We start from the raw sequence: 22,979 nt of genomic DNA, 5'->3' as shown, positions 1-22,979 counted from the left end.
CTGTCGTCGCGGCGCATGTGCCCCGATGCAAGTCCGGAGTCCATATACCTTCATGAAACAAAGGACGATATGCGTCGAATTTTCCCGGATTGGAAGGATTTTCCATGTTTGGAATGCATTTGCGATCACGGTTCTTCAAATTGGCAACAATTCCGCCGCTTTCAGCGCATGTGTTCCTATGCTGCGACGCTCAGCTCGAGTTCCGATGCACGTTTGACGGTCAGGGCAGGCACCGGGTGGCTCACGCCGCGCAACTCGAAAAAGTGGATGTCTGAAACGCTGTAATCAAACTCTGCCGCCTGCAAAAGCGTCTCGGACACCAGCAGTTCCGCACCCAGTGCCTTGGTTTCGGCTTCCAACCGGCTGGCCACGTTCACGGCATCCCCGATAATGGTACGCGAAGCCGAACCGGCAGCGCCGATCTCGCCCAAAACCAGATCGCCCAGATGCAACCCCATGCCGATCCGAACACCCGGTGCGCCTTCGCCCTCAAGCTGACGGTTGAACTGCTGCAGCGCCTGACTGATTTCAGCGGCGGCCTTCAGCCCGGCCCGGGCCGAGCTTGCGGTATCCGGTGTTTCAAACACGGCCAGCAGCCCGTCGCCCATGTATTTGTCGACAACACCGCCCTGGGCAGAGATGGGCGGCACGATCGCGTCAAAGAACCGGTTCAGGAGGAACACGATGTCGTACGGCAACTGGCCGGTCGTGCGCGCGGTGAACCCGCGCATGTCCAGAAACAGCACGGCAAGCTGGCGTTCTTTTCCCTGACTGGCATGCGCGCGCCCGCGGCGGCCTTCAGGGCGGAACATGCGGAACACGGTTGCGGGTTCGGTCGGGCGAATCTGACAGGCCAGGCGCGCGCCCTGCGGCGCATTTACAGCGCTCAGACTACGTGCCTCGACTGCACTGGGGGACGGAAGATCGTCGGCGCCTTTCTCGACAATCACGCGGCAGGTGGTGCAACGCCCCTTGCCGCCGCACAATGCGGTGTGCGGGATGCCGTTGGCCTGAGAAATCTCAAGCAGGGTCATGCCTTTCTCTGCCACTACCTCGGGGCCGTCCACATACCGGACACGCACCGAATGCCTGCGCCGCCACATCTTGCGCCCGAAATAGATCAGCAGCGTCGCCCCAAGGGCAATCCAAAACACCAGTAGCGAGGTGTTCTTGACACCGAACATGGTTTGGAAAGCTTCGGGGGAGGGCCAGTTGTAGTGCTCGATATACTGCTCGCGCAGGTCGTCATCAGCGAAATCCAACCACAGTCGCCGACCCTCGGTCAGCAGCCCCGCAAGCGCAAAAGTCGGGATGAATACGGCCAATCCAATCAGATAGGGTACGGCCCGTGACCACCAACGGGTCAGGCGCAGCCACATATGCAAACCGATGCAGCCATGTATCCAGACCAACAACAGCAACAGGCTTTGCATCCAGATCGCGATGCTGGGCCACATCAGGATGATGATATAGCCCATCTCGTCATTCACATCGAAAATCTCGTGCGCATACCGTGTATGAACAATGTGAGAGATCAGCTGCAGCGGGATCAGCAACCCCAGAACAACCTGCAATCCTGTGCTGAACGGCATTCGCAGGGTTCTGCGCTGGGCGATGGAATAAAGCGCGAGACCGGCATGGGTGAACAACGCCGCATACAGAAGGATTGCCCCGGCATCGTGCCGGGTTACAGCCTGACGCCCATCCTGCATGCCATGCAGGTAATCCGTGTGAAACAGGCCCAGGCCGATGTTGATGAAATGAAAGAAGGCAAAGGTAAACAGGACAAGGCCGCTGCCGATCCGAAGACGGGTAGCCCATCCGCCGCGCCACAGAACGTTACTCAAAGATGCCACCCATATCCGGCCTTTCGTGCCCCCAAAGTCTGATACGGGGTAGGGCGGCGGTCAAGACGGCCATCGGGCGAACGACTGAATTCACCGGGCGTCGCTGGTGAATTCAGCCAATTGCTTATTCCTGTTCGGCCAGGAAACGCTCGGCGTCCAGTGCGGCCATGCAGCCCATACCGGCGCTGGTGACGGCCTGGCGATAGATATGGTCCGTCAGGTCACCCGCAGCGAAAACACCGGGAACCGAGGTTTCGCTGGACCCCGGTTTGGTCACGACATAGCCACCCATATGGGTTTCCAGCGTGTCCTTGACCAATTCGTTGGCCGGAGCGTGACCGATGGCCACGAATACGCCCTTGCAGGGAATTTCCGTGATCTCGCCGGTTTTCACGTTCTTCACGCGCACGCCTTCCACGCCCAGCGGGGCATCGGTTCCGATCACCTCGTCCAGTTCATGGAACCACAGCGCCTCGATCTTTTCGTTTTTGAACAGGCGGTCCTGCAGAATCTTTTCTGCCCGCAGTTCATCCCTGCGGTGGATCAGAGTGACCTTGCTGGCAAAATTGGTCAGGAACAGTGCCTCTTCGACGGCGGTATTGCCGCCACCGATCACCACGATCTCCTGTCCACGATAGAAGAACCCGTCGCAGGTGGCGCAGGCAGATACGCCAAAGCCCTTGAACTTGTCTTCCGAGGGCAGGCCAAGCCATTTGGCGCGGGCGCCAGTGGCAAGAATGACCGCGTCTGCCGTATAAACCGTGCCGCTGTCACCCTTCGCGGTGAACGGGCGCTTGCTGATATCCAGATCGCTGATGATGTCTCCGATGATCTCGCAGCCCATCGCTGCTGCGTGTTCCTGCATCTTGATCATCAGGTCGGGGCCCTGCACCTCGGTAAAACCGGGATAGTTCTCGACATCGGTTGTGGTGGTCAGCTGGCCGCCGGGCTCGATGCCCTGTACCAGGATCGGCTCCAGCATTGCCCGGCTGGCATAAACGCCGGCCGTGTATCCGGCCGGTCCCGACCCGATGATCAGAACCTTGGTGTGTTTTGTGTCGGCCATGGTACCCCCAACTCGATCTGCCTGATGTGGGCGCTCGGCCCGTTGAGGATGGATATAGCGACCGCTTGATCGGGCTTAAAGCCCCTTCCTGACGGTTCCTGTACGGCAGGCAGTTCAGGCGATGCCGATCAATTTTGCATTACAAATAAACAATATTGCGCGGCGGTGAAATAATATTGCGCATTAGCTGGGCGCTGATATAACAACTGAAAATTCAGGAGCATTCCATGGTCGCCACACGGCTGGATGAGATTGACCGCAAAATTCTGGCGGAATTGCAGGCAGACGGTCGCATGACCAATGTAGAACTGGCCAAACGCGTGGGAATATCGGCCCCGCCGTGTCTGCGCCGGGTGCGCACGCTCGAGGAATCAGGCCTGATCCACGGCTACCACGCCGACGTCAACGCCCGCGAACTTGGGTTCGAAGTGCAGGTCTTTGCCATGGTCGGGCTCGAAAGCCAGGCCGAATCCGAACTCAGCGCGTTCGAAAATCGGTGCCGGGAATGGCCACTGGTCCGCGAATGCCACATGCTGAACGGCGAAGTCGATTTCATCCTGAAATGCGTTGCGCCAGATCTCAGCAGCTTTCAGCAGTTTCTGACAGGCGACTTGCTGACCACGCCGAACGTGGCCAGCGTCAAGACGTCGCTTGTCATCCGCGGCGCAAAAGACGAGCCCGGCGTGCCCTTCGACGTTCTGGAAGAACGAATGAACCGGACGGCGTAACCCCCGCGCGTTTTGGATGTGCCGTAACCGGCGGCAGCATTGCGGCGACCGCCAAAGATAAGATCCAACTGAGTATTAGCTGCATTATGCCCCCACTATGCAGTAATCGTTAACATTTCACGCTGATATCGCGTCCACCTCTCCATCTCCGGCGCGCGGCATCAGCAGCGGGCCAAAATCGTTGAGCGACTCGATATGAGCAAACAGGTTCAAATAGATCGACCGCAAAGAGTGGCTGATCATCCGAACAGCATTAACACCTGGATGATAAGACTCAAAAGATAACCCATCAACACTTATCACCGAATGCCGTTTGAGGCAGATATGAAACAGTTCGACCGGAGTGGGCGGCAATGTTTCGATAACGCCCATTCCGTCCTGGAACTCCCGAACCGGTGCCAGAATCGGCGCGCCGCCATGCAGGTGGCGCAAATGGGCCGGGCAGCCCAGCAGCCGGGCCGCTGGTCCGGCGATGACACCGGACATCGGTTTCTGCATCCCGAACGTGTCGGCCATGATCCGGGTCAATGGCCGCGTCCGGCCGCGAGAATCTTCGCGTCCTGGAATCAGCGTGACGGATCCTTTCCACAGCACGGTTTCCGAGGTGCCATCCTGTGTCAGGACCGTATCCCCCGGCATCAGATCTTCGATTGCAATCGGTCCGTGTTCGGTATCGACCAGCGAACCGCGCGTGAAAGCGCAGAACGCGTCCTCGAACATGGGCAGCGCCGGTGCGATGTGGCGGGTTTGCGAAACTTCACCGTTTTTCAGCAACGTGCTGACTTCGTAGCGCCGCAGCTGCGCCTTTGCCTTTACTGGCGGTTGTTGGGCTTCGCGCAGCATCGCCGACGTTTCGACGGCATTTCTGGCGGCGCGCGCCAATGAATTTGGAATAGTCATATTTATTCCGTCCCCTCTAAATACCGGTCATGCAGGCCGAACCCTAGGGCAGACCCACCAGATCGGTGTCGTTCTTTGTCTTGAATGAAACGAGAGACCACAGGACGGCAGTCGGAATTCCCGCGCGTCGCGACGCAATATCGCATAACTTTGGTCAACACATTGACCCCCCAGACAAACTCACACAAACGCAAACTGAAATTGTTCACGCACACACGCCCCGTATCAGCGCCACGCAGTATGGTCGTGGCAGCTCGTGCATCGGGCCGGAGCACCCTCCCGTTGCACGTATTAGCCCTTGGAACCGGCAGCATGGTTCCTCGGGCGTTCATGATCAGCGCCGCGCCGCCAGACGGCGTGCAACTCTGACAGATCTGCCGGAAACTCGCTTCCATGGCATGTCAGGGTTTTGATCCCTGATCGCCGCGAAAACAGCGCTTAGAAAGCGTGATCTCGTCTTCATAACTTTGTCCTGCTCAATTATTGGGGCTTAGGCCCGTTTTCCCTTGTGTGAACCATTTGTGACGCTGATTTGCGGCACCGATAAGGCTGATCCGGGATCAATTGAGGACAAATTGAAGGTAAGCGGTTCCCTTTTGTTAACATTGCCGCGCCAATCAAAGGTCAAAACGTATAACTGTTTGACAGCGGACAATAATTTCCGTTCGATTCTGATTGGAATAAACACCACAAATGTGGCGGAAAAGCGGCAAAATTGCCTTAATCTTGCCTAAAACTACAATCTGATCGCGGAAATCAGGCGCCCGTAGTCCGCCTCTTTGGCGTGTGTCGACCGGCGGTAGGAATAGAACCTTTCGGGGTCGGAATAGGTGCAATGCCGTGTCCATTCAGCCTGCCCGATACCCGCCGCCCGCAGCCGGTGCAGGCCAAAGGCGGGCAGATCGAAATGAAGCCGATCGCCTTGCCCATTTGCGAAAAACCGCATGTTATCGGGCGAGTCCGCGGCAAAGTCATCCAAAAACTCCGGCCCGACCTCATATGCGCGTTGCGAGATCGTGGGGCCGATCACCGCAATGGTGTCTTCGCGGCGCGCGCCCAAGGCCACCATGGCCTCCAACGTGGCTTCCAGCACACCATCCAGGGCACCGCGCCACCCGGCATGTGCGGCCCCGATCACATTTGCGTTTGGATCAGCAAACAGCACTGGCTGGCAGTCGGCCGTCAGGATCGTCAGGACCAGCCCGGGCGTTGCGGTCACAACCGCGTCCGCCTTTGGCTTCTCTCCGGTAATCGGGGCATCGACCGTCAGGACGGTCGGGGAATGCACCTGATGCACACCGATCAGCGCGTCGGGGGCAACTGCCATCGCATCGGCCACCCGGCTGCGGTTCACGGTTACAACGTCGGTCTGGTCAGACGACCCGTACCCGCAGTTCAGCCCCGAGAAGATTCCGGATGACGCCCCGCCGCGGCGGCTGAAAAACCCATGTCGGACAGGGGACAGAAGATCAGATGTCAGAATCTCGAGCGTCATGGTTCCAGTCCCGGTGGTGGAGAAGCGTTTGCCGGATAGAGGCCCAGCACTTTGAACAGGTTTCCCATTTCCTCGGGATGCGTCAACCGGCGATGTGCCGAGACCAGCGAATCCAGCGCCGGACCGGTTAATGATTGAGCCAGTCTTTGCGCGCGTGCCGTTATGCCCAGCCGCTCAAGGAAAACGCCCTGTGGGGTCAGGCGCGTGTGGGCACAGCCCGCTGTCCGGCTGGCCGCTGCAAGGGGTTCGAAATCAACATGAGCCGTCAGGTCGGCCTGGCCCGGATCCGTCAGCACGTCTGACCGCTGATGCCCGCGCAGCGCCTGCAACGTGTCGCCCAGCGATCGCCAGTCGCCATAATCCACGATCAGGCCAACTCCTCCATACGCCGCTATGCGACCGGCAATTTCGGTGAGATAAGGCGCCGCAGCTGCGCAAAGCTCGACCAAATCGCCATCCATTGTATCCTCAAGCCGGTCTTGCAGGGCAATTTGCGACCCCAATGGCCCCAGACCAAAATGCAGCGCACCCTGATCCGCGCCGATCAGACGCTCACGCCAACCCTCGCCGTCACGCAGGAATTGCCGGATGGGCAGGGCATCAAAGAACTCATTAGCTACAAGATAAGTGGGAAGGCTTGGCAATTCATCGATCGCGTCGATCCAAACGGGTGCGTAGTCCTTCAGAGTCTCCGCCTGCATGGCGCGCAGTGTGGGTGATGCCTCCAGCAACACCACCCGCGCCGCGTCATGAAAGCCGGGAACCTCCCGCGTCGCGCGCAGGATATCGGCCATCAGGGTTCCGCGACCGGGACCGAGTTCTACCAATGCAATCCGCGACGGACTTCCCTGTTCCAGCCAGCTTTGCGCCAGGCACAAGCCGAGCATTTCTCCGAACATCTGGCTTATTTCGGGTGCGGTAATGAAATCGCCCTGCACGCCCAGCGGGTCGCGGGTTGTGTAGTATCCCAAATCAGGATGCAGCAGGCATTCGCTCATGTAATCGGCAATCGTCATCGGGCCGTCCTGCCCGATCCGTGCCAGCAGGTGATCGGTCAGGGTCATTTCGCCGCCCGGGCACGCAGGGCAAACCACAGGCCAAGAGCGATCATCGGCAGAGACAACAACTGTCCCATCGTCAGCCCATAGCCGCCCACATGCCACGCAAGACCCAACGGGTTGCCGGGAGAAACAAACTGCGCATCCGGCTGGCGGAAGAACTCGACTATAAAACGCGACGCGCCGTATCCGGCCAGAAACACGCCCATGATCAGGCCGGGTTTGCGGAACGCCCCGCGCCGATAGGCCAGCCACAGCAGCAGCGCGCCAAGCAGGATGCCTTCAAGTGCAGCCTCATACAATTGTGAAGGGTGGCGCGCACACATGCCCGCCATAACGCCGGTGCAGTCCTGCGCGGCCATGCCGGGAAAGATCACGGCCCATGGCGCATCGCTTGGCCGCCCCCAGAGTTCCGCATTGATGAAATTGGCCAGCCGCCCCAGCAACAATCCCGGCGGCACGGTGTGGGCGATCAGATCGGCCAGCGACAGCGCCGGTATTTTGTGCCGCCGTGCATAAAGATATGCGGCGATAACCACGCCCAGCAATCCGCCGTGAAAGGCCATACCCCCCTGCCAGACTTTCAGGATATCCAGCGGATGCGACAGGTAGTATCCGGGCTGATAGAACAGCACGAACCCCAGCCGTCCGCCCAGAATGACGCCAAGGATGATCCAAGTGACCAGATCCTCCAATTGCTCCTTGCGCAAAGGCGGCGCCTCGCCGGGCCACAGGGCAGGGCGACGCAACGCGGACAGCGCCATCCGCCACGCGATCAGAATGCCGGCGATATAAGCCAGTGCGTACCATCGCAGCGCGAACTCCATCCCGAACAGCGAGATCGAGAACAATTCGGGCGACAGATCGGGAAAATTCAGAACAGCCTGCATGTGCGTCTCATTGCCCGGGCTTTGCAGGACAAGTCAACCTTGAGTCCGGCTCATTCTTTACCCATATAGGGACCAACCGCGAAACCGGAGTTAGAGACATGCAAACCCGCAACAAAATCCTGGACGACGTATCCCAGCTGATGACCAACGCGATGGGCGTGGCGCAGGGCGCGCGGGAAGAGGCCGAAAACGCGATGAAGTCGATAATCGACCGCTGGCTGGCCGACCGCGATTTCGTCACCCGCGAAGAATTCGATGCCGTCCGTGCCATGGCCCAGAAAGCGCGCGAAGAAAATGCGGCGCTCGAAGCGCGGATTGCAGCGCTTGAGGCGAAACTGGACAAGTAACGTTCCATTCGCGCCGCGTTGACCAAGTTTTCAGGACAAAATTTTCTGCCGCGCAATCCGAATTAACGGGTTGTGCGATGCGGTGTATTTTGACGCGTCGCAGAATTTAATCAAGAAAAAGCTGGGCAAAGTGCCAATATTTTGGATGCCGTTGCAGGCTGTCCACAACTTATTGCTGTTATCCCCAAGAATGGGGGTTGTCAGAATATCAACCACATCGCACCATATTTAGTACAGGCCCAAGGGGGAAGCCCGGCTTGTAGAGCAGGCAACTAGCAATGGGGCGCTGCCAGCCCCGAAATGCTAGAGAAGGAGCGAGGTGGCATTATGGCCCTTTCCGAACAGTTTCTAGAAGAAGACCTTCATCCGATTGATATTGTTGAACATCTGGCCGAACACCACGACTGGGATTTTGACCGCATCGGCGATGACCAGATTGCCATGGCCGTCGAAGGCCAGTGGCGGACCTATTCGATCACGCTGGCCTGGTCCAACTATGACGAAACACTGCGTATGGTCTGTTCGTTCGAAATGGAACCGCCGGCCGAACGGGAAATGCAGCTTTACGAGCTGCTCAACAAGATGAATGATCAGTGCTGGGCTGGGGCCTTTACCTACTGGTCCAACCAGAAACTGATGGTCTACCGCTATGGTCTGGTGCTGGCGGGCGGCCAGATGGCCAGCGCCGAGCAGATCGATACGATGATCAACGCCGCCGTACTCAGCGCCGAGCGGTATTACCCGGCGATACAACTGGTCACGTGGGGCAACCGTACCCCGGAAGAGGCCATTCAGGTCGCCATTGCAGAGGCCTACGGCCGCGCGTAAAGCTTTGCCCTGAATCGTTACGTTACGAGAGGGGCAATCATGGATATGTCACGCGTCGCCGATCAGGGGCTTGTGCTTTTGGGATGTGGCAAGATGGGGTCCGCCATGCTCGCCGGATGGCTTGAGTATGGTCTTCCCGCATCTTCGGTCTGGGTTATCGACCCTTACCCTTCCGACTGGCTCAAGGCGCAGGGCGTGAACATCAACACACCGTTGCCCGAAGCGCCCGCCGTGGTGCTTGTTGCCGTCAAACCGCAGATGATGGGCGACGCGCTGCCCGCGATCAAGGCGCTGGGCGGTGGCACCAGCCTGTTCATCTCTGTTGCGGCCGGAACCTCTCTGGCGACGTTCGAGGACGTTCTGGGGCAGGGCACCCCGATTATCCGCGCCATGCCGAACACGCCCGCCGCGATCCGCCAGGGCATTACCGCGCTGATCGGCAACGCCAACGCCACAGACGCCGATGCGGATCTGGCCGAATCCCTGCTCTCGGCCATCGGACAGACGGTCCGGCTGGAGAGTGAGGACCAGATGGATGCCGTAACCGGCCTCAGCGGGTCGGGTCCGGCCTATGTGTTCCACCTGATCGAAGCGCTCGCCAAGGCGGGCGAGGCGCATGGCTTGCCGCACGAACTGGCGATGAAGCTGGCCAAATCCACCGTGGCCGGGGCCGGTGCGCTGGCCATGGCAGCCGAGGAAGACCCCGCACAACTGCGCATCAATGTCACCTCGCCCAACGGGACAACGCAGGCCGCGCTTGAGGTTCTGATGCACGAGGAAACCGGGTTCCCGGATCTTCTGCACCGCGCCGTCGGCGCTGCAACCAACCGGTCAAGGGAGCTGTCGCGTGAGTGAGATTTCCTTCGACGACTTTCTCAAGGTCGATATTCGCGTGGGTCAGGTGGTGCGCGCGGAACCATATCCCGAGGCCCGCAAACCCGCGATCAAGATGTGGATCGACTTCGGCGACGAGATCGGCGAGCGCAAAACCTCGGCTCAGGTCACGGCCCATTACGACCCGGCCGGGCTTGTCGGCAAACAGGTGATGGCCGTGATCAACTTTCCGCCGCGCCAGATCGGACGTTTCATGTCCGAAGTTCTGGTGCTTGGCCTGCCGGACGAGAATGGCGAAATCGTTCTGATCGGCCCTGACGGCAAGGTCCCGCTGGGCGGGCGGATGCACTGATGAAGCTCTGGATCACCCGACCGATGACGCCCGCCGTCGAAGCCCGCGCCCGCGCCGAGTTCGACGTCCAGATCAGGGCTGAAACCACTCCGCTTGACCGCGCCGAAATGCATCGAGCCTTGACCGAGTTCGATCTGGTGGTGCCGACGCTGGGCGATCAGTTCTCGGCACAGATCATCGGTGAGGTGCCCGCACCGCGATGCAAGCTGCTGGCCAATTTCGGCGTGGGTTACAACCATATCGACGTGGATGCGGCACGGTCGGCAGGTATCGCCGTTACCAACACGCCTGGCGCTGTCACGGACGCCACCGCTGACATCGCCATGACCCTTCTGCTGTCCACTGCTCGCCGTGCGGGCGAGGGTGAGCGGCTGGTCCGATCGGCTGGCTGGCGGGGGTGGCACCCGACCCAGATGCTGGGCCACCACGTGACCGGCAAGCGGGTCGGCATCGTGGGCATGGGCCGTATCGGGCAGGCCATCGCACGGCGCTGTCATTTCGGGTTCGGTATGCAGGTTGCCTATCAGTCCCGCAGCCCAAAGGACGTCGATTTTCCCGCGGACTACATCCCCAAACTGACCGACCTTGCTGCGTCTGTCGATTTCCTGGTGCTTGCCGTCCCCGGCGGCGCGCAAACGAGGCATCTGGTCAACACGCAGGTTCTTGAGGCGATGAAGCCGTCCGGCCTGCTGATCAACATCGCGCGGGGCGAGGTTGTGGACGAGGCCGCCCTGATCGCGGCCCTGCAAGACGGCCGAATCGCTGGCGCGGGTCTGGACGTATACGAATTCGAACCGACCGTCCCTCAGGCCCTTCGTAATATGGAAAACGTGACATTGTTGCCGCATCTGGGCACGGCCACCGAAGAGGTGCGTACCGATATGGGGCAGATGGCGCTGGACAATGTCGCGGCCTTTGTTGCGGGGCGTCCGTTGCCCAACCCGGTTTAGACGCCCACCGCCTCGCGCCAGTGTTTGCGGCACAGCGAAACATAGGTTTCGTTGCCGCCGATCTGCACCTGTGCGCCTTCGGTGATGGCCTGGCCGTTTTCGTCCTGCCGGATCACCATGGTCGCCTTGCGTCCGCATCTGCAGATGGTGCGCACCTCGCGCATCTCGTCGGCCAAAGCCAGCAGGGCGGCCGAGCCCGGGAACAGCTTTCCCAGAAAATCGACCCGCAACCCATACGCCAGCACGGGAACATCCAGATCGTCCACCGCGCGGGCCAGTTGCCATACCTGATCCTCGGTCAGAAACTGCGCCTCATCGACGAAGACGCAGGCGATTTTGCCTTTGTTCCGGCGATCTTGGATCATCTGAAAAACGTTGTCTTCCGTTGCGAACACATCCGCTTCGGCGGAAATGCCGATGCGAGAAGCGATGCGACCGACGCCGGCCCGTCCGTCCAGCGCGGCGGTCATCAGATAGGTATCCATGCCCCGCTCGCGATAGTTGTGCGACGCCTGCAGCAACACGGTCGATTTGCCCGCGTTCATGGTGGAATAGTTGAAATACAGTTTTGCCATGGGCCGGGTCTAAATCGGGTGAACCAAGGGGGCAAGTCATCAATGGCATTGAGGAAGCGACGTCGCCGTTGCGGTTGCATGGGCCGAGCAGATGCTCTCTGGGGATGGAACCCGCGCGCCCACAACAACGACGCCGTCGGCCAACATATGGCCTAAACAGAGCGGAGCCAAAAATCAGCTCCGCGATCACTCATTACCGGCTTGAAATGCCGCCACTCACTCACAAAATCCCCGCATATCTGAGGGATAGCCAATATATGACATTTCAATTATGAATCGAATATGGGAAATTTCCCCACCCTTTCCCCCAAATGCGGTCGGCTGAAGGGTGATTACAGGTAACAAAGGTAAAACAATGGCAGATATCGGGGCCTATCTGAAAAAGCATACCGAAGCACTGGTCAAAGATGTGGGAATCGAATCTGCCTGTAAGATAACGGGCAAGTCCAAAGCGACACTTGGGCGGTACTATTCAGACAACGCCGAACACAGCGACCGGTTCATGCCGGTGGACGCCGTAGCGCGGCTTGAGACGGTGGCAGGCTTTCCCCACGTTACTTCTGCGCTGGCCGATCTCAATAACATCACATTGTCGTATGACGGCCGGAATTCCGACTCCCCGCGCACCGGCGGCGTGAACTCGGACGTCATCGCCCTGAGCCAGCGTTTTGCGATGCTGATGACCGAATACCAGGCTGCCATCGAAGACGGTATCATCACCGTGAACGAGGCAAAGCGGCTGCTGAGAGAAACCAGTCTGTTGCAGCAGGTTCTGATCGAAATGAAGCTGCATCTGGAAGAAGAAAGCGTCAGCTGAACCGCCGGAACTCGGGTCCGAGATGCGATTTTCGTGAACAGCCGCTTGCCCGAATGATTGTGAACTCAGCCTCTCCGCCTCACAATCACAGAGCCGACCGAATAACCGGCCCCGAAGGAACAGATCAGGCCGATCTGGCCATCTTCCAGATCGTCCGAGTATTTCGAGAATGCAATGATCGACCCGGCGGATGAGGTGTTAGCGTAATCCTGCAGGATATTGGGCTGCTCACCCGGACCGGGCACGCGGCCCAGAACCTTTTTGCCGATGAAATCGTTCATGGTCTTGTTGGCCTGATGCAGCCACAGCCGTTTCAGATCGTCACTGCCCAACCCCTCGGCCTCCATGTGATCGGTGATGTGCTGGCTGACCATCGGCAGCACCTCCTTGAACACCTTGCGCCCGTTTTGCATGAACTGCATATCGCGCCGATCTTCCATCCCGGCCGGTCGGGCGCGGCGCAAAAAGCCGTTGTTGTTGCGGATGTTGTTGGAAAATGCCGTGGCGCAGCGGGTCGAGAGAATCTCGAAATGGGCGCCCGTGGCGTCCTCCTGCCGCTCGATCAGCGTGGCGGTTGCAACATCGCCGAAAATGAAGTGGCAATCGCGGTCGCGCCATTCCAGATGGCCCGAGCAGATCTCGGGGTTGACCACAAGCGCTGCCCGGACAGACCCCGACCGCACCATATCCGCGGCCGCCTGAATCCCGAACGTGGCCGAGGAACAGGCGACATTCATGTCAAACCCGAAGCCCGAGATACCAAGCGCCTGCTGTATCTCGATCGCAATGGCAGGATAAGCGCGCTCGTGGTTCGAGGCGGCGCAGATCACCAGATCAATGTCATCCGCCGTGCGACCGGCCTGCGCCATCGCCTTTTTGCAGGCATCCACCGCCATTTCGGTCATGATCCCCGGCTCATCATCGCCGCGCTGCCGCAGAAGCGGGTGCATCACGTCCGGATCCAGAACGCCGGATTTGTCCATCACATAGCGGTTTTCGATCCCTGACGCCTTCAGAATGAACTCTTCCGACGAATGCTGCATCGCCTCCATGCGCCCATCCGCGATGGCCTGCGCGTTCGCGGCGTTCTGTTTGTCGGCATAGGCGTTGAACGCTTCGACAAGCTCGGCATTGGTGATGACATTTTCGGGTGTGAAAACCCCGGAGCCGGTGATGGCAGGCGTATACATGGTCGGTCCTGATTGGTCTGGATCAGCACAAAATGCCGATGCAAGGCGGGCAGATCAAGGTTGGGTGACCTAAGGGAATGCGCGGGAACACGCCGGGTGATGTAACCTCCGGCGTGATTGCTCTGGCTTACCCGACTATGTGAACAACCTGCCCGAGACAGAAAAAACCCTCGGATTGCTCCGAGGGTTTCGCGTGACATTTTGGGGCGCTGAACCGTGTCAGCCCTGCAACGACCTGACCTCGACATCACCCTCGGCTTGCGCCTTGATTGCCAGAGCGGCAGCATGGCTGGCCGCGGCTGTGGTGAAATACGGGATCTTGTCATAAAGCGCGATCGAGCGGATGGCCTTGCTGTCCTCGACCGCCTGCGCGCCTTCGGTGGTGTTCATCAGCAACTGAACCTGACCGTCTTTCAGCATGTCGACCACGTCCGGGCGGCCTTCATAAACCTTGTTGACCACGTCGCAGGGCACGCCCTGTTCAGCCAGCCAGCTTTGCGTGCCCCGGGTCGCGACAAGTGTAAAGCCCTGCGCCACCAGCACCTGCGCCGCTTCAAGCATCGTCCGGCCCTTGTCCGCGTCCTTGATCGAGATGAACGCGCGCCCCGAAGACGGCAGGACCATCCCGGCGCCCATCTGCGCCTTCAGGAAGGCGCGCGGGAAGCTGCGATCCCAGCCCATCACTTCCCCGGTCGAGCGCATTTCGGGGCCTAGGATCGTGTCGACGCCGGGGAAGCGGGCAAAGGGCAGCACCGCCTCTTTGACCGAAAACCACGGCATGTCCGGGTCGGCCAGTGTCATCTGATCGGCGATCTTGGTGTCGTCCACGGTCTTGTAGGCCGGACGCATCGGAAAGTTCGAAAGCTTTTCACCCGCCATCACCCGCGCCGCGATCGAGGCAATCGCGCTGTCGGTCGCCTTGGCGACAAACGGCACCGTGCGGCTGGCGCGCGGGTTGACCTCGATCAGGAAAATCTCGTCGCCCTTGATCGCGAACTGCACGTTCATCAGGCCAACAACGTTCAGCGCCTTTGCCAGTTTGAACGCCTGTTCCTTGATCTGGCCGATGATCTCTTTCGACAACGAATATGGCGGCAGCGAACAGGCCGAGTCGCCCGAATGCACACCTGCTTCCTCGATATGCTGCATGATGCCGGCCACATGCACGTCAGTGCCGTCGCACAGGGCATCCACGTCCAGTTCGACCGCACCGGCCAGATAGCTGTCCAGCAGAACCGGGCTGTCGCCTGAAACCACCACGGCCTCGTTGATATAGCGTTTCAGCTGATCCATATCGCGCACGATTTCCATCGCGCGGCCACCCAACACGTAGGACGGGCGGATCACCAGCGGGAAACCGATCTTTTCGGCGATCTCAAGCGCCTGTTCGCCGGTCGAGGCGATACCGTTCTTGGGCTGCTTAAGACCCAGATCGTTGACCAGCGCCTGGAACCGTTCGCGGTCTTCGGCCAGGTCGATGGCATCCGGTGTGGTGCCGAGGATCGGAATGCCTTCGGCCTCCAGCGCGTTGGCCAGTTTCAGCGGGGTCTGACCGCCGAACTGAACGATGACACCGTGCAGCGTGCCGTTTTCCTGTTCCTTCGTCAGGATTTCCATGACGTGTTCAAAGGTCAGCGGCTCGAAATACAGGCGGTCCGAGGTGTCATAGTCGGTCGAGACCGTCTCGGGGTTGCAGTTGACCATAATGGTCTCATACCCAGCTTCGGTCAGCGCGAAACAGGCGTGACAGCAGCAATAGTCGAACTCGATGCCCTGACCGATCCGGTTCGGGCCACCACCGAGGATGACAACCTTCTTGCGGTCCGACGGACGCGCCTCGCATTCAACCTCGCCCATCATCGGGGCTTCGTAGGTCGAGTACATATAGGGCGTCTGTGCTTCGAATTCGGCGGCACAGGTGTCGATGCGTTTGAACACGGCATTCACACCCAGATTGCGGCGGGCGCGACGGACGTTGGCTTCGTCGCGGCCAGACAAATTGCCCAGACGCGCATCGGTGAAGCCCAGCATCTTCAGTTTGCGAATACCGTCCTCGGTAACCGGCAGGCCGTCTTTGCGGACAGTGCGCTCGGCCTCGATGATCTCGCGGATACGGGCCAGGAACCACGGGTCAAACTTGGTAACGCCGAAGATCTCGTCATCGGTCAGGCCGTGACGCATGGCCTGCGCGATGGTGCGAAGGCGGTCGGGCGTCTGCTGACTGATCGCCTTGATGACGGCGGCCTTGTCGTCGGCTTCGTCCCAGAGGCCCACATTCAGGCCGGGGATTTCGATCTCGTCAAATCCGGTCAGGCCGGATTCCATTGAGGCCAGCGCCTTCTGCATTGATTCGTGGATCGTGCGGCCGATGGACATTGCCTCACCCACCGACTTCATCGCGGTGGTCAGGTAGGGTTCGCTGCCCGGGAATTTCTCGAAGGCGAATTTCGGGATCTTGGTGACGACATAGTCGATGGTCGGCTCGAACGACGCGGGCGTGACCTTGGTGATGTCGTTGTCCAGTTCGTCCAGTGTATAGCCCACAGCAAGCTTGGCGGCGATCTTGGCAATCGGGAAACCGGTCGCTTTCGAGGCCAGCGCCGAAGAGCGCGACACGCGCGGGTTCATCTCGATCACGACCATGCGGCCATCGTCGGGGTTGATCGCCCACTGCACGTTCGACCCACCTGTTTCGACGCCAATCTCACGCAGAACGGCGATCGAGCCGTTGCGCATGATCTGGTATTCCTTGTCGGTCAGCGTCAGGGCAGGGGCCACGGTGATCGAGTCGCCGGTGTGCACGCCCATCGGGTCCACGTTTTCGATGGAACAGACGATGATGGCGTTGTCGGCGGTGTCGCGCACCACCTCCATCTCGTATTCCTTCCAGCCCAGCAGGCTTTCGTCGACGAGGATCTGGTTAACCGGCGAGGCATCCATGCCCGAGCGGCAAAAATGGATATAATCCTCGCGGTTATAAGCAACACCACCGCCGGTTCCGCCCAGTGTAAAGGCGGGGCGGATGATCGCAGGCAGGCCAATTTCTTCCAGTTCGTCCAACGCCATCTGTACGCCGGCATCCAGATCGGTGGAGCCGTTCTCGCGCTTGGGAGCGGTAACGATGGTTGCCTTGGGGTTTTCAAGACCCAGCCGATCCATCGCCTCGCGGAACAGGGCGCGGTCCTCGGCCATTTCGATGGCATCGCGCTTGGCGCCAATCATCTCAACCCCGAACTTCTCGAGCACACCCATCTCTTCCAAAGCCAGCGAGGTGTTCAACCCGGTCTGCCCGCCCATCGTGGGCAGCAGGGCGTCGGGGCGCTCTTTCTCGATGATCTTGGCAACCACTTCGGGCGTGATCGGCTCGATATAGGTGGCATCCGCAAGACCGGGATCGGTCATGATCGTGGCGGGGTTCGAGTTCACCAGAATGACCCGGTACCCTTCTTCCCGCAGCGCCTTGCAGGCCTGTGCGCCCGAATAGTCGAATTCGCAGGCCTGTCCGATGACAATGGGGCCGGCCCCGATGATCATGATCGACTGGATGTCGGTTCTTCTGGGCATGGCCTGGTTCCTTCGATTGTCCGCGAGTCAGGGCACCCTCCGAGTGCCCAAATTGTCCTGCGTTATAGGGACCGCGCCAAAAGGTTCAAGGGGGATCGGAAACAGGGATGAAATTGCCGCTTTCCCCTCTTTCCCTTACCGCCGTATTCTCTATACCGCGCAGCACGGTAAATTGAGGATGCACGTGCGAATTCGTTTCGATCAGGGGCCAGCCGGACCCGGAACCAGTTTCGACCGGCCAGCCAGAGTGATCCGCGCGGACAAGGCGGAGGACGTGCCCCAGGCGATGGCGGCGCTGGATTCGGCGCGCACTGACGGTGCATGGCTGGCAGGCTACGCCAGCTACGAGCTTGGCTATGTTTTAGAGCCGCGCCTGAACGACCGTCTGCCGGAAGATCGCCGCCTGCCGCTTCTGTGTTTTGGCGTTTATGCCGCGCCCACACAACGTGATCTTCCCCCCGCCGCCGGCGGGGTGACCGGTTTTCAGCCACGCTGGGATGAGGCCCGGTATACCCGCGCCTTTCGACAGGTTCATGACGCGATCGGGGCCGGGGACATTTATCAGGCCAATCTGACCTTTCCGATTGATCTGACTGTCGAAGGCGACAGCGCCGCGCTATACGCGGCCCTTGCTGCAGGCCAGCCTGTAGGCCACGGCGCGTTGATCGAGCAAGACGATCTGCCCGATCTGCTCAGCCGCTCGCCCGAGCTGTTTTTCCGCACCGACGCCGACCGCAGGATCGAAACCCGCCCGATGAAGGGCACCCAGCCGCGCAGCGAGGACATGGCCGAAGATGCCCGCCGCCGCGCATTCCTGTCGACCGACGACAAGAACCGCGCCGAGAACCTGATGATCGTCGATCTGCTGCGCAACGATATCAGCCGCGTCGCCCTGCCCGGGTCGGTCCGGGTGCCCGAACTGTTCAAGGTCGAAACCTACGCCACCGTGCATCAGATGGTCTCGCTGGTGCAGGCGCAACTTCATATGGGCGCGGAATTGTCCGATATCCTCACGGCACTTTTCCCCTGTGGCTCGATCACCGGCGCGCCCAAAATCCGCGCGATGGAGATTTTGTCCGACCTCGAACTCTGGCCGCGCGACATTTATTGCGGCACAATCGGCTGGGCAGCGCCGGACGGACGGTCGGAATTCAACGTGGCGATCCGTACCCTGATGGTGGAAAACGGCGCGGCCACGCTGAATGTCGGCGGCGGTGTCGTCTGGGACAGCACCGCCCCGTCCGAATATGAGGAAGCGCTATGGAAAGCCCGCTTTGCCCGCCAGCCGAGACTGACTTCCGCCTGATTGAAACACTGGCCTACCGGCCGGGCCAGGGGATGATCCGGCTGGATCTTCATCTGAACCGGATGCAGCGCACAGCAAACGCCCTGCACCTGCCGTTTTCCCCGGACGACGCACAATCGGCGCTGCAGACCATAACGGGCGATACCCCGCTGCGGTGTCGTCTGACGATGGACGTGTCGGGCCGTTTCGAGGTGACCACCGGGGTGTTGGCCGACAATCCTGCGGTCTGGCGGATTGCCGTGGCCGAAACACGGCTGTCTTCGTCGGATATCTGGTTGCGGCACAAGACCACGCAACGCGAAACCTATGACACCGCCCGGGCCTCGTTGCCTGCCGGAACGGATGAGCTGATTTTCCTCAACGAACTGGACGAGCTGTGCGAGGGCACCATAACGAACCTGTTTATCGAAACCTCGCGGGGCCAACACCTGACACCGGCACTGACCTGCGGTCTTCTGCCGGGCATTCTGCGGCAGCAGCTTCTGGAAACAGGAAAAACCACTCAGGCGGTCCTTACCCTGGCCGATCTGCGCAACGCCCGGAACCTCTGGGTCGGCAATTCCCTTCGCGGCTTGATCCCGGCTGAACTGGTGCAGCATTGAGCGCGTTTGGCGAATGGGCCCTTCCGCCGACTACCCGTGTCCGGCTCTGGCTGGAGTTCGGATTGTTCTTCGTTGCGGTCCCTGTCCTGATTGCCGTCCTTTTCCCGCCGAACTGGATGTTTCCGATGCTGTTCGTCTTCACGGCAATCGGGATCGTTCTGTTGCACAACACGCCCGGCTTTTCATGGGCCGAACTACGCTGGAACTGGCGCAACTGGTCCTGGGCCGAACTGTTGGTGTTCATCATCGCCATGGCCCTGTTCTGCTCGATCCTGGTGTTGTGGACACGGCAGGACGCAGCGTTCTACCTGCTGCTCCACCGGCCCGAGTTTCTGGCCATCATCTGGCTCGGGTATCCGCTGGCCTCGGCCCTGCCGCAGGAGCTGCTTTTCCGGCCCCTGTTCTTCCGCCGCTATCACGCGATCCTGCCGGACGGCCGCGCGGCCTATCTACTCAATGCAGCGCTGTTTTCACTGGCGCACCTGATGTACTGGAGCTGGATTGTCGCCCTCATGACCTTCGGCGGCGGGCTGCTGTTCACCTGGGCCTACCGCAAGCGCGGATCGTTTTTCTACGCGGTGCTGCTGCACGCGATTGCGGGCAATATCATATTCGCGGCCGGGCTGGGCGTCTATTTCTACTCGGGCAACGTGCAAAGGCCGTTTTGACGGCGCGACCCGCCTTGACTTTCCAAGCCCGACGGGGTGTATCGGCGCGACGAATTCTGCGCCCGAAGGGATATGATCCATGCACGCCTACCGCAGCCACACCTGCGCCGCTCTGACCGCCGCCAATGTCGGTGAAACCGTCCGCCTGTCCGGCTGGGTGCATCGGGTCCGAGATCACGGCGGCGTGCTGTTCATCGATCTGCGCGACCATTTCGGCGTAACCCAGGTGCTGTGCGACGGCGACAGCGCCGCCTTTGCTGCCCTGGAAAAGGTGCGGTCCGAGTGGTGCATCCGCATCGACGGCACTGTCAAGGCGCGTGATGCCGAACTGGTGAACCCGAAATTGCCGACCGGCGAGATCGAGGTATATGTCCGCGAACTCGAAGTGCTGGGCGCCGCCGAAGAACTGCCGCTGATGGTCTTTGGCGATCAGGAATACCCCGAGGAAACCCGCCTGCGCTATCGCTATCTGGACCTGCGCCGCGAGGCGATGCAGCAGAACATGACCCTGCGCTCGGACGTTGTCGCCTCGATGCGCAAACGTATGTGGGATCAGGGCTTCCGCGAGTATCAAACGCCGATCATCACCGCCTCGTCACCCGAAGGCGCGCGCGACTTCCTGGTGCCCTCGCGCCTGCATCCGGGCAAGTTCTACGCCCTGCCGCAGGCCCCGCAGCAGTTCAAGCAGCTGATCATGGTGTCGGGCTTCGACAAGTATTTCCAGATCGCGCCGTGCTTTCGCGACGAAGACCCTCGCGCCGACCGCTCGCCTACCGATTTCTACCAGCTCGACCTCGAGATGTCGTTTGTCGAGCAGCAGGACGTGTTCGATACCATCCAACCCGTTCTGACCGGCGTGTTCGAAGAATTCGGCGGTGGTCGCAAGGTCGATCAGGACTGGCCGCAGATTTCCTACAAGGACTCGGCCCTGTGGTACGGCACCGACAAGCCCGACCTGCGCAATCCTATCAAAATGCAAGTGGTCTCCGACCACTTCCGTGGGTCTGGCTTTGCGATATTCGCGAAGCTGCTCGAGCAGGAAGGCACCGAAATCCGCGCCATCCCTGCGCCGACTGGTGGCAGCCGAAAGTTCTGTGACCGTATGAACGCCTTTGCCCAGAAAGAAGGTCTGCCCGGTATGGGCTACATCTTCTGGCGCGATCAGGGCGAAGGCATGGAGGCCGCCGGCCCGCTGGCCAAGAACATCGGCCACGAGCGGACCGAGGCGATCCGTCATCAGTTGGGTCTGGGTGTCGGCGATGCGGCTTTCTTCCTGGGCGGCAAGCCGAAAGCCTTTGAAAAGGTTGCAGGCAAAGGGCGCGACGTGATCGGCGAAGAACTGAACCTGACCGAGAAGGACCGTTTTGCCTTTGCCTGGATCGTGGATTTCCCGATCTACGAGCAGGACGAGGAAACCGGTGCGATCGATTTTGAGCACAACCCGTTCTCGATGCCCCAAGGCGGGATGGAGGCGCTGAACGGCAATCCGTTGGACGTGCGCGGCTATCAGTACGATCTGGCCTGCAACGGCTATGAACTGGTTTCGGGCGCGATCCGGAACCACAAACCCGAAATCATGCTGAAGGCCTTTGAACTGGCCGGTTATGGTGAGGACGAAGTCAAATCCCGCTTCGGTGCCCTGTTCAATGCCTTCCATTACGGCGCGCCGCCGCACGGTGGCTGTGCTGCCGGTATCGACCGGATCGTTATGCTGCTGGCCGATGAGGCCAACATCCGCGAGGTCATGATGTTCCCGATGAACCAACGCGCCGAGGATCTGATGATGGACGCCCCGTCCGATCCGACCTCGGATCAGCTTATGGAACTGGGCTTGCGCCTCATTCCGCAGGAGTGATCCGGTAACGCCCGCCTTGCGCGGGCGGTTGCCCTGACGGGCCGTTTCCGGGATCGCGCCATAGGCCCCGCGCATCGATACGCGCTGACCGGTGATGCAATCCCTTAATCCACACGAACCCACCTCATTTGGCGCAAGGCGTGAATTGCCTTTCCCCTCGGCATCCTGGCCTCACCACTCACGCAGGGGTCTGACCGGACGACGATCAGCCGCTCAGCCAGCGGATCAGTCAAGCGGGTTTTCCAGATGCTGCCGGTTGTTTCGAATACTTCGCGCCGCCGTGCGCGTCTGCCGGTAGGCCCATAGAAACAGCAGCGTGGCCGTGATGAAATACGCCGTGACCATGTCAGATCGCCTCCCGCTGTTGTAAGCGGGACTGAACGATACCGGCCACCTGCGCCGCCCGCGCGGTGACAGGCGCACCCGCAGCCCGAGACGCGGCCAGCTTTTGCGCGGCGTCTGCCAGCACCGTGTCTTCCGCATCGCGGGCCACGCCGGTCAGGAATTGCGCGGCATAGTCCAGCGTCCGGTGGTCGTTTGGCCCGGCCAGAACGTCGGCGATATGGGCCATGTCGTCCTGATAGGCCATCGGATCGGGGCGTATGACCTCATCCTGGATGGCATGCAGTCCGCCGGGGCGGCGATCTTCGGGCAGCAACTCGAGAATGGTGCGCTGAAAACAGGCCAGAGAGTTCAGGGGCTTGTTCAGAAAACCGTCTGCACCGGCCTGCATTGCCAGTTGCTCGGCACAGTCGTCGCCGGACAGACCCAGTATGACGCCGATCCGGGGCGAGGCCTCGTTAAGTTCGGCAATCAGGTCCGCCCCGGGCCCGTCGGGCAGCCCCATGTCCACCAGAATGACCGATGGGCGATAGATCTTCAGATGACGCCGCGCAGACGTTAGACAGTCCGCCCGCCGGATCCGCGCGCCGCTGTGCAGACACATCAGCCGGATCGCATCGCAGGCATAACGGCTGTCCTCGACAACCAGAATGGTTTGCCCCAAAAGCGGGCGCGTGGCGGTGGGCAAAGGGCGTGTGGCCTCGAAAGGGTTCGAATCGTCCATGGCAGACCTCCTGATCAGCAGATGCCTCACGCTAGGATCTC

General features: G+C 60.3%; 21 protein-coding genes. 11 read left to right on the top strand and 10 right to left on the bottom strand.

Annotated features, from left to right (window positions below; all coding sequences use genetic code 11):
- Positions 1-176: 176 nt before the first annotated feature.
- Complete coding sequence (locus ACR1XU_RS17110; RefSeq protein ID WP_480907528.1) at positions 177-1,847, bottom strand: adenylate/guanylate cyclase domain-containing protein; 1,671 nt, start codon at positions 1,845-1,847, stop codon at positions 177-179.
- A gap of 124 nt (positions 1,848-1,971) precedes the next feature.
- Positions 1,972-2,913, bottom strand: a complete 942-nt coding sequence (gene trxB / locus ACR1XU_RS17105; protein WP_170614740.1) for a thioredoxin-disulfide reductase — start codon at positions 2,911-2,913, stop codon at positions 1,972-1,974.
- Between the two features lie 227 nt (positions 2,914-3,140).
- On the opposite strand from trxB, the gene ACR1XU_RS17100 reads away from it, so the two are divergent.
- A complete protein-coding gene (locus tag ACR1XU_RS17100) occupies positions 3,141-3,641 on the top strand; it encodes an Lrp/AsnC family transcriptional regulator (RefSeq protein ID WP_170619551.1) in 501 nt (166 codons plus the stop codon).
- Positions 3,642-3,758: 117 nt separating this feature from the next.
- Here ACR1XU_RS17100 and ACR1XU_RS17095 read toward each other — a convergent pair whose 3' ends face one another.
- The 4 genes from ACR1XU_RS17095 to lgt all read right to left on the bottom strand — a co-directional run bounded on the left by ACR1XU_RS17095 (position 3,759) and on the right by lgt (position 7,984).
- Positions 3,759-4,541, bottom strand: a complete 783-nt coding sequence (locus tag ACR1XU_RS17095; protein WP_480524323.1) for a Hint domain-containing protein — start codon at positions 4,539-4,541, stop codon at positions 3,759-3,761.
- A 736-nt stretch (positions 4,542-5,277) separates the two neighbouring features.
- Positions 5,278-6,036 (bottom strand): peptidoglycan editing factor PgeF, encoded by a 759-nt coding sequence (pgeF, locus tag ACR1XU_RS17090; RefSeq protein ID WP_480907526.1) that lies wholly within the window; start codon positions 6,034-6,036, stop codon positions 5,278-5,280.
- Positions 6,033-7,100, bottom strand: coding sequence for a class I SAM-dependent methyltransferase (locus ACR1XU_RS17085; protein WP_480907524.1), 1,068 nt, complete (start codon positions 7,098-7,100; stop codon positions 6,033-6,035). The genes pgeF and ACR1XU_RS17085 overlap by 4 nt, the downstream gene beginning before the upstream one ends.
- Positions 7,097-7,984, bottom strand: coding sequence for a prolipoprotein diacylglyceryl transferase (gene lgt / locus ACR1XU_RS17080; protein ID WP_480907522.1), 888 nt, complete (start codon positions 7,982-7,984; stop codon positions 7,097-7,099). The genes ACR1XU_RS17085 and lgt overlap by 4 nt, the downstream gene beginning before the upstream one ends.
- Positions 7,985-8,082: 98 nt before the next feature.
- Here lgt and ACR1XU_RS17075 point away from each other — a divergent pair, with 98 nt between their 5' ends.
- The 5 genes from ACR1XU_RS17075 to ACR1XU_RS17055 all read left to right on the top strand — a co-directional run bounded on the left by ACR1XU_RS17075 (position 8,083) and on the right by ACR1XU_RS17055 (position 11,295).
- On the top strand, positions 8,083-8,331 hold the full coding sequence (locus ACR1XU_RS17075) for an accessory factor UbiK family protein (protein ID WP_480907520.1): 249 nt from the start codon (positions 8,083-8,085) through the stop codon (positions 8,329-8,331).
- 327 nt (positions 8,332-8,658) lie between these two features.
- The gene (locus ACR1XU_RS17070) at positions 8,659-9,159 is read left to right on the top strand and encodes a type III secretion system chaperone family protein (protein WP_480907518.1); all 501 of its coding nucleotides are present in this window, start codon (positions 8,659-8,661) and stop codon (positions 9,157-9,159) included.
- Between the two features lie 39 nt (positions 9,160-9,198).
- Positions 9,199-10,014, top strand: a complete 816-nt coding sequence (gene proC, locus ACR1XU_RS17065) for a pyrroline-5-carboxylate reductase (RefSeq protein WP_480915639.1) — start codon at positions 9,199-9,201, stop codon at positions 10,012-10,014.
- Entirely contained in the window at positions 10,007-10,345 is a 339-nt protein-coding gene (locus ACR1XU_RS17060) for a tRNA-binding protein (protein WP_170614732.1), read from the top strand. The genes proC and ACR1XU_RS17060 overlap by 8 nt, the downstream gene beginning before the upstream one ends.
- The gene (locus ACR1XU_RS17055; RefSeq protein WP_480907514.1) at positions 10,345-11,295 is read left to right on the top strand and encodes a 2-hydroxyacid dehydrogenase; all 951 of its coding nucleotides are present in this window, start codon (positions 10,345-10,347) and stop codon (positions 11,293-11,295) included. Before ACR1XU_RS17060 ends, ACR1XU_RS17055 begins: the two co-directional genes overlap by 1 nt.
- On the opposite strand, the gene ACR1XU_RS17050 is transcribed toward ACR1XU_RS17055, so the two are convergent.
- Complete coding sequence (locus tag ACR1XU_RS17050) at positions 11,292-11,870, bottom strand: thymidine kinase (protein ID WP_480907512.1); 579 nt, start codon at positions 11,868-11,870, stop codon at positions 11,292-11,294. The genes ACR1XU_RS17055 and ACR1XU_RS17050 overlap by 4 nt on opposite strands.
- Positions 11,871-12,225: 355 nt before the next feature.
- Here ACR1XU_RS17050 and ACR1XU_RS17045 point away from each other — a divergent pair, with 355 nt between their 5' ends.
- Positions 12,226-12,687: a hypothetical protein gene (locus tag ACR1XU_RS17045; RefSeq protein WP_170614729.1), complete on the top strand. Its 462-nt coding sequence runs from the start codon at positions 12,226-12,228 to the stop codon at positions 12,685-12,687.
- Between the two features lie 65 nt (positions 12,688-12,752).
- On the opposite strand, the gene ACR1XU_RS17040 is transcribed toward ACR1XU_RS17045, so the two are convergent.
- Positions 12,753-13,877 (bottom strand): beta-ketoacyl-ACP synthase III, encoded by a 1,125-nt coding sequence (locus ACR1XU_RS17040; RefSeq protein ID WP_480907510.1) that lies wholly within the window; start codon positions 13,875-13,877, stop codon positions 12,753-12,755.
- A 219-nt stretch (positions 13,878-14,096) separates the two neighbouring features.
- On the bottom strand, positions 14,097-17,441 hold the full coding sequence (carB, locus tag ACR1XU_RS17035) for a carbamoyl-phosphate synthase large subunit (RefSeq protein WP_480907508.1): 3,345 nt from the start codon (positions 17,439-17,441) through the stop codon (positions 14,097-14,099).
- A gap of 178 nt (positions 17,442-17,619) precedes the next feature.
- On the opposite strand from carB, the gene ACR1XU_RS17030 reads away from it, so the two are divergent.
- The 4 genes from ACR1XU_RS17030 (at position 17,620) to aspS (ending at position 21,872) form a co-directional block, all read left to right on the top strand.
- Positions 17,620-18,747, top strand: coding sequence for an aminodeoxychorismate synthase component I (locus tag ACR1XU_RS17030; RefSeq protein ID WP_480907506.1), 1,128 nt, complete (start codon positions 17,620-17,622; stop codon positions 18,745-18,747).
- On the top strand, positions 18,702-19,349 hold the full coding sequence (locus tag ACR1XU_RS17025; RefSeq protein WP_170680879.1) for an aminotransferase class IV family protein: 648 nt from the start codon (positions 18,702-18,704) through the stop codon (positions 19,347-19,349). The genes ACR1XU_RS17030 and ACR1XU_RS17025 overlap by 46 nt, the downstream gene beginning before the upstream one ends.
- Positions 19,346-20,017 carry a CPBP family intramembrane glutamic endopeptidase gene (locus ACR1XU_RS17020; RefSeq protein WP_480907504.1) on the top strand — a complete coding sequence of 224 codons (672 nt, stop codon included), beginning with the start codon at positions 19,346-19,348 and terminating at the stop codon, positions 20,015-20,017. Before ACR1XU_RS17025 ends, ACR1XU_RS17020 begins: the two co-directional genes overlap by 4 nt.
- 79 nt (positions 20,018-20,096) lie before the next feature.
- Positions 20,097-21,872 carry an aspartate--tRNA ligase gene (gene aspS, locus ACR1XU_RS17015; RefSeq protein ID WP_480907502.1) on the top strand — a complete coding sequence of 592 codons (1,776 nt, stop codon included), beginning with the start codon at positions 20,097-20,099 and terminating at the stop codon, positions 21,870-21,872.
- Positions 21,873-22,218: 346 nt separating this feature from the next.
- Here aspS and ACR1XU_RS17010 read toward each other — a convergent pair whose 3' ends face one another.
- On the bottom strand, positions 22,219-22,938 hold the full coding sequence (locus ACR1XU_RS17010; protein WP_170614723.1) for a response regulator: 720 nt from the start codon (positions 22,936-22,938) through the stop codon (positions 22,219-22,221).
- Between the last annotated feature and the right edge of the window lie 41 nt (positions 22,939-22,979).

It is taken from the genome of Ruegeria sp. D1(2025), from assembly GCF_056536425.1.
This window is presented reverse-complemented; position numbering and strand designations above follow the sequence as displayed.